The sequence below is a fragment of the Neobacillus drentensis genome (assembly GCF_036966985.1).
Taxonomy (GTDB): domain Bacteria; phylum Bacillota; class Bacilli; order Bacillales; family Cytobacillaceae; genus Neobacillus; species Neobacillus drentensis_E.
The window spans coordinates 3,115-6,898 of sequence record NZ_JBALSN010000284.1; the positions used below are offsets into that span (position 1 = coordinate 3,115).

General features: G+C 36.7%; 5 protein-coding genes. All 5 read left to right on the forward strand.

Translation table 11 applies throughout. The annotated features are described in order from the left end of the window. Positions 1-346: 346 nt before the first annotated feature. A complete protein-coding gene (locus V7659_RS18870) occupies positions 347-1,324 on the forward strand; it encodes an NAD(P)H-dependent flavin oxidoreductase (RefSeq protein WP_335541364.1) in 978 nt (325 codons plus the stop codon). Positions 1,325-1,695: 371 nt separating this feature from the next. Beyond that, positions 1,696-2,322: an isochorismatase family cysteine hydrolase gene (locus V7659_RS18875; RefSeq protein ID WP_335541365.1), complete on the forward strand. Its 627-nt coding sequence runs from the start codon at positions 1,696-1,698 to the stop codon at positions 2,320-2,322. A gap of 206 nt (positions 2,323-2,528) precedes the next feature. Then, positions 2,529-2,648, forward strand: a complete 120-nt coding sequence (locus V7659_RS18880; RefSeq protein WP_335541369.1) for a BA3454 family stress response protein — start codon at positions 2,529-2,531, stop codon at positions 2,646-2,648. 185 nt (positions 2,649-2,833) lie between these two features. After that, positions 2,834-3,091, forward strand: a complete 258-nt coding sequence (locus V7659_RS18885) for a hypothetical protein (RefSeq protein ID WP_335541366.1) — start codon at positions 2,834-2,836, stop codon at positions 3,089-3,091. A gap of 179 nt (positions 3,092-3,270) precedes the next feature. Further along, a partial coding sequence (locus tag V7659_RS18890; RefSeq protein ID WP_335541367.1) for a squalene/phytoene synthase family protein occupies positions 3,271-3,784 on the forward strand: 514 nt, incomplete at its 3' end.

The window sequence follows — 3,784 nt, forward strand, 5'->3', positions numbered from 1 at the left end:
ATGTAACAAAAAAATAACCAATGTCGATTATTTAACAACTTTCCTTCAAGAATCGTTGGGAGAAAAAACTGTCCAGTAAGAAAATATTGGACAGTTTTTTGTTTTCCTTATGCAATTCATCTGGCATATCTTGTTCTGGCATTTATTAATCTTTAAAAATAATTTCTCAAATAAAATCTGTACAGATGCTAATATTTATACAGATTTGGAAACTGACCTTATTTAACTAAAGGGGCAGATACAATAAGAGCTTCCTTTTTAGGAACATTTGCAGGATTAATAATCTTTTGTGTGGAATGTTTAATCACATACATAGGACATCTGAAAAAAAGGAGTGGGCTATACAATGAAAACACGAGTAACTGAGATTTTTGGAATTAAATTTCCAATTATACAAGGAGGACTTGCCTATCTTGCTTATGCTGAATTGGCAGCTGCTGTTTCGAATGCAGGAGGACTCGGACAAATTACTGCGGCAACACTACGTTCACCTGAAAAACTTCGGGAGGAAATTCGTAAGGTACGTACACTTACTAATAAGCCGTTCGCCATAAACTTTGCCATTGCTAGGCACGACGGGCAATACCTGGAGTTACTTGAAGTTGCTATTGAAGAAAAGGTACCCGCAATTTCTATAACAGGAGCTAATCCCCAACCTATTTTTGAACGTATAAAAGGAGAAAATATTAAAACGCTTGTCCTTGTAGCAGGCGTTAGACAGGCACAAAAAGCGGAACAACTAGGAGCTGATGCTGTAATGGTGGTTGGACAGGAAGGCGGAGGGCATTTAGGAAGAGAGGATATTGGCACAATGGTTCTTACTCCTCGTGTGGTCGATTCTGTATCGATCCCTGTATTGGCAAGTGGAGGTATTGGAGATGGACGAGGTTTATTGGCTGCATTAGCTCTGGGAGCAGAAGGGATTGAAATGGGTACTCGTTTTATTGCTACTCAAGAGTGTGTCCACGCAAACGAGAAATATAAGGAGGCAATCGTTAATGCAAAAGAGTCGGATACAGTAATAATAAAGAGAACAATAGGTTCACCAGGACGAGTCTTGAAAAGTGAATTTACTCTGGATATTATCGAACGTGAAAAAGAAGGAGCAACTTATGAAGATCTGCAAGATATAATTAGCGGAAAAGCTAATTGCAGATATATCTATGATGGAAATGAAGCAGAAGGTTTTGGATGGGCTGGACAAGTAATCGGACTTATAAACAATATTCCTACTGTTCAGGAGTTATTTGATGAAATGATTCTAACAGCAGAAAAAGGATTAAGCCGTATAGGTAATATTATCGGAGAGCAGACCTATCGATAATTTTTTACTATATTTATGTATGGGACGTTATTTTAATCGTTAATGGTTGCTGTGGCAACCATTTTTATTTTGAAAGCAAAGATTGTGAAATAATGTAATGTAAGCTAACGGGTGCAAAAGTTGAATATCAGGCTGCCATTTTCGGCGGTCTTTTTCTTATAGTGCATACGTGGCAGGTTGAACAAGTGAGATGAAATACAGCTCTTTTTTATGTTTATTGGAAGGAAATCATACAAAAAAAAGAAATGGGGTTTTGTTTGTCCGTACTTTATTGTCACTCATTAAATTAAAAATTTCTTCCTAAGTAATTCTTAATCAATGTAGTTCATATAATCGATAAGTGAAAACATAAAAAAGGTGGGAACAATTCTATGTTTAAACCAAACCCAGCGAATACTGCAATAGTTATTACAGATCCTCAAAATGACTTTTTGTCTCCAGGCGGAAGAGGATATCATTTGACAAAGGCTAACATTAAGCAGAATAATACGTTAGCCAACTTGGAACTACTATTAAGCACTGCCCGTAGTAAAGGTTATCAACTCTTTGTTTCCCCGCACTTTTTATACCCACATGACTATGATTGGCAGTTTACAGGGAGCGAACAAGAGATGTTGATTAATTTGCGTGTTTATCAGAAGTTAAATCAATATAGTCCTCCAACTTCGGAAGCCGATTATGTTCCAACTTTAGCTCCATATATCTGGGACAAAACATCCGTCATTGCAACACCGCACAAGGTGGCCAGTCCTCAGACAAATGATCTGGTCTATCAACTAAGGCAACGCAGAAAAGAACAAGTAATTCTGGCTGGGGTATTATCAAACGTATGTGTTGAATCGCATATGAGAGATTTAATCGAAAATGGCTTCAAGACAGCTGTTGTTTACGATGCAACTGCCACGATAAGTGAAGACGATTTTCATGCTGCTGTTACGAACTACCGAGCTTTCAGTAGTGCTACATGGACAACACGTGAAGCCATTTCAAATATGTAATGATACTCTTAAAAAGGCGGTATAAGGAGCCAGCCATTTTTAGTTTTTATATTTCGACATTTTTCTGCATTCTAAGAAGTGTAACAAAATACATAAGAGATTAGAATCATAAAAAGTTTGTTGATTTTATTGACTTTGCCAGTCATTACCGTTGCTAGTGAGTATATAATTTTTTGTTAAGTTGAGAATCTGTCAAATCTTGACCAATCTATGTAACGCATAAAGGTAAAGTCTATCAAACCAACGTAATAGCTACCAAAAACCAAACAGTAGAAGAAGTTTATCCTATAGCACAAGAACAAGTTCTGAAACATTGGGCAAATTAAATACGGGATCCTGGGATTAAAAGGATTGAATGGAACTTCCACTTCAAGAATAGATTTTGGATAGCTTCCTTTACTTGAAATATAGCTGCCAATGGCGGCTTTTTTTTGTTTAACTAAAGGGGCAGGTTAATGGAATAACACAAATGGGTGATTATGGTATAATTGGATTTTGAGGGGGGGTCTAAATGAGGGTAGTTCTCCAAGCATTTATTTGCTCAGTAATAATTCACGTAACTTATTTTTCTAGTATATTTTTAGTAGGTTATATAAAAACCAGCCTTTATAAACCTGATATTGCAAGTGAGTGGGATAAAATAGATACACTTCAAAATGAATTAGCGTTTGGTATGGTCATTTCTCCTGTTTTTTCTTTATTAACACTTATAGAAGTGGCTGTTATTTGCGGAATTATCATATTTTTGTATAAAAGATTGTTGAACTAACGAGTCCAATGCTTCAATAATGAAGGATCGCTTGTTTGTTATACAAATAAAGGAGCAGTTTTTTTTTAGTACCAAGGGCTTGAATTTCGTGTTAGAACTTTATTATTAGATATTTTATAGAGTGGGGATAATACCAATTAAAGTAATTTTGTATGTTGAAAAAAGGGGGGCAATACCAGATGAGTGAAGCAATCAATTTACATAGTAGTGCAATAAACATGTTGATGGCGACAAGTCGGACCTTCTTTATTCCTATTAGTCATCTACCGACAGGATTACAAGAAGCTGTTACATCCGCTTACTTATGCATGAGAGCTATTGACGAGATTGAAGACCACCCCCAACTCCGAGGGGATTCCAAATATAATCTATTACATTCAATCAGCTCGCTCTTGAAAAAACCCTTCAATAATAAGGAGTTAATGGCTTTATTTCACCCATACCACTCCCACCTACCGGAGGTTACCTTACGATTTGGCGATTGGATAAATCTTTGTCCACCGACAATTGTAGAGAATATTTCGAGTGCCACATCTACTATGGCGAAGGGGATGGCAGACTGGGCTTTAAAAGAGTGGCGGATTAAGAATGAAGAAGATTTGAATGAATACACATTCTACGTTGCAGGTTTGGTAGGAGTTATGCTCTCTGATATTTGGAAGTGGTATGATGCTGTTGAAACGGACAAGGAAC